This window comes from uncultured Maritalea sp., assembly GCF_937139385.1.
Taxonomy (GTDB): domain Bacteria; phylum Pseudomonadota; class Alphaproteobacteria; order Rhizobiales; family Devosiaceae; genus Maritalea; species Maritalea porphyrae_A.
Genome location: NZ_CAKZPW010000305.1, coordinates 1 through 3,015 on the forward strand (window position 1 = coordinate 1; position 3,015 = coordinate 3,015).

At 47.3% G+C, this 3,015-nt stretch carries 4 protein-coding genes; 2 read left to right on the forward strand and 2 right to left on the reverse strand.

From position 1 onward, the window contains the following. Positions 1 to 17: 17 nt before the first annotated feature. The gene (locus tag Q0231_RS12560; protein ID WP_299347901.1) at positions 18 to 770 is read right to left on the reverse strand and encodes a transporter substrate-binding domain-containing protein; all 753 of its coding nucleotides are present in this window, start codon (positions 768 to 770) and stop codon (positions 18 to 20) included. A 318-nt stretch (positions 771 to 1,088) separates the two neighbouring features. Continuing rightward, complete coding sequence (locus Q0231_RS12565) at positions 1,089 to 1,979, reverse strand: LysR family transcriptional regulator (RefSeq protein ID WP_299347902.1); 891 nt, start codon at positions 1,977 to 1,979, stop codon at positions 1,089 to 1,091. Positions 1,980 to 2,076: 97 nt separating this feature from the next. Here Q0231_RS12565 and Q0231_RS12570 point away from each other — a divergent pair, with 97 nt between their 5' ends. Beyond that, entirely contained in the window at positions 2,077 to 2,469 is a 393-nt protein-coding gene (locus tag Q0231_RS12570) for a DUF6326 family protein (protein WP_299347903.1), read from the forward strand. A 291-nt stretch (positions 2,470 to 2,760) separates the two neighbouring features. Then, positions 2,761 to 3,015 (forward strand): protein-L-isoaspartate O-methyltransferase (locus Q0231_RS12575; RefSeq protein WP_367274495.1); only part of this gene is annotated, 255 nt, incomplete at its 3' end.

The window sequence follows — 3,015 nt, forward strand, 5'->3', positions numbered from 1 at the left end:
AGCAACCTAAAACTTCGTCATACCTTGCCATCGATATCCGTAATCGATGTTATTAACTGCTTAAACAGGTTGATGTAGTTGAGCCATGTTACGTCTTTGCGTGGACCGGCAACTGATGTGTAATCAGTTGTCCAAGGCATACGTGGGCCTGGAACGACAGAATCATACTGATCGGTAATCGGTTTAACCGCTGTGTTGGTGGTAATACCCGCATCCGCTTTGCCTTGTGCAACCGCTAGGAAAACTTCGTTTTCGCTCTGGTAGCCTTGGTAAAGGTTTTCTTCGCCCCAAGTTTCAGCGATTTTGAGCCACTCTTGCTCAGGCACAGTGCCCACAGCTGCGGCAACGCGTTTGCCCTTCATATCTTCAAATGAAGTGATGCCGCTATCTTTGCCCACTACTGCTTGCGCAAAATAGATGGCGTAAGGGATAGAGAAGCCAACCGTTTTTGCACGCTCAAGCGAATCTGATGTACCGCCAAACACGATGTCTGCGCGATTGGTAACGATGGCTGGCAAACGCTCTGCCCATGTTACAGGAATTACTTCTGCATCAACATCAAGCGCTGCGGCCATGTCGTTACAATATTCAACGTCAAAACCAGCTGGCTCGTTGTTGGCATCGCGATAGCCGATTGGTGGAAAGTCCAACACAACCGCACAGCGCAAAACGCCATTGTTGATCACGTCATCAAGCTTGTCAGCAAAAGCTGCTGGTGTCGCTAGAGTTGCAAGCACTGCCGCTGCAGCGGCAAGTTTCAATAGTTTCATATTTCTTCCTCCCGGATCATTGAGGCTTTTCGCTTCAACCCCTCCTTGATGGGCGCCGCCTGCCCCACAATTAAAAACCCCTATCAACAACGGATCTCAAATTAGCAGGCGGCGTACCCAGCAAAGGAACAGCCAAAGCCATCTCGCCTTTACAAGTTCGTCTATAGCATCAAGATTGGATACAATCTACAATATTCTTTATTTTTTATGCACGGCATTGGATAAGTCCAGGGGCAAAACCTGAATGTCAAAAAACAGACACAGCAACTAACTCTTGCTATATAATTGATTTTACAGTGCTTTTAGAAGCACGAAGCTCTAAGCTTCTTTGAGAACTTGCTCTAACACGTCAAAGACAACGCGAATTTTTTTCGATGTATGCAGTTCTTGATGGGTGACCAACCAAACCGGAAAATCGATTGGCGGCACATGAGGCCATAGCCGAACGAACTCCGGTTCAGCTTTGGCAATCACATCAGCGGTCACCCCTGCACCTAAGCCAGCCCGCAGCATTTCATGGGCAACCAGCGCACTGGTGCACGGCAGGGTGAATTGATCGATCCTCAGATTTAGTCCGCGACCTTTGCAAATCTCGATAAATTGAACGGGATCACTTGGCCCAATAATTTCAACATTTTCGTGATCCGCAGAATCAGGACGAAGACCAATTTGGTCCAGATATGACTGGTGGGCATAAAAGCTGGCCGTCCAATTTCCCACGAGCTTGGCCACCAAGCTGCTTTGCGTTGGGCGAACATGCCGAATTGCAATATCCGCATCACGATGCTTCAAATCTTGAATCTGATCAGAAGAAATTATCCGCAACGTTAATCCGGGTGCCGAGTGTTTCAACCGTCTGATGGCTTGCGCTACAAACTTCACACAAAGTGTATCAACCGCAGTGATCGAGACTTCGCCGGACACTTCGTTGTTGAAAGTTTGCGCCACCATGGAGATGCGACTGGCCGCGCTGCCCATTTCACGGACATGTTCGAACAATTGCTGCCCCGCCAAGGTCATTCTCAACCCGCGGGTACTGCGCTCGAACAGTAATGAGTTTAGGGAAGTCTCCAACCCTGCAACTTGCCGAGTAATGGTGGGCTGGGTTGTAGAAAGGGCGCGCGCTGCGCCACTAAAGCTGCCCTCTTCGGCCGTGGCCAAAAATGCGCGCACTTGGTTCCAATCAAAATTCACTTCCTGCCAGTTCATACGTTTACGTATACCAAAACCACAAAACTAGGCAATTCCTATTTTGTTTTCGCATAGGTACTTTGATTTGTACGGCAATTGAGCTGAAGGACAAAAGATGACAAATGAAAAAACACGCCAAGTGCTATCCACCCTTTGGATATTCTTTATGCTCAACTTGGTGTTCCGCGACATTCATGAAATTGGTACGGCCGCATTTTTGAACGAGGCTTTGACTGGCAAAATCAACGGCGCGGTGATCACTGAGGAGTTGATGCTGCTCGGCTTTGTTCTAATAGAAATCCCATTAGCGATGATCATTGGATCGCTTTTTCTACCTCATAAGATGTGCAGATGGCTCACAATTGTCGCCGCAGTCCTCACAGGCGCGATCCTTTCACTTGGATTACCCGGCGACTTAGATGACCGTGCTTTTGCAATCGTAGAGTTCATCACGCTTGGGTACATCTGCTGGCTGGCATGGCGACTTCCATCGTTGGAAAAGCACTAATTCACAAATTTCAGTTTAGCAAAGACAATGCGAAAGACCTTAAATTACATCAGTTTGATAGTTGCACAAATCAGAACCCACACCACATAGTGAAGCGTCATCCAATTTGAAAACAAAGCGCTTAATGCTCAAACCAGCAGCTTTTGGGATGATAGCCGCAGCAACGCGGCAGAAGCGACAAAAGTCCTTAGGCGTCAAGAAAGCGTCTCGTTTTGGCTTTGCATTCAATTGGACAAATGCTGAATGGAGAATTCGAACAATGTCTACTTTCGCAACAACAAGGAACGTTACATGACATCGCAAACAGCAAGTTTTTGGGACAAGCAGGCGAAAGGTTATGCGGCAAAGCCGGTGAAAGACGTTCAGTCCTATGAGGAGATGCTTGCTGAGGTGGCCAAACATCTTGAACCAACCGACAAGGTTTTAGAAATTGGAACGGGCAGTGCTTACCAAGCATGTGTATTAGCTGAACTAGGAGCTACCGTATATAGTATTGAAAGGCAAAAGGAACTGTACGACTTTGTTGGAAAATTCTTCTTTTTAAAG

What these genes read in the sequence shown, in the direction of transcription:
- Q0231_RS12570 (WP_299347903.1), top strand. Translation starts at nt 2,077, where the DNA reads ATGACAAATGAAAAAACACGCCAAGTGCTATCCACCCTTTGGATATTC.
- Q0231_RS12560 (WP_299347901.1), bottom strand. Translation starts at nt 770, where the DNA reads ATGAAACTATTGAAACTTGCCGCTGCAGCGGCAGTGCTTGCAACTCTA.
- Q0231_RS12565 (WP_299347902.1), bottom strand. Translation starts at nt 1,979, where the DNA reads ATGAACTGGCAGGAAGTGAATTTTGATTGGAACCAAGTGCGCGCATTT.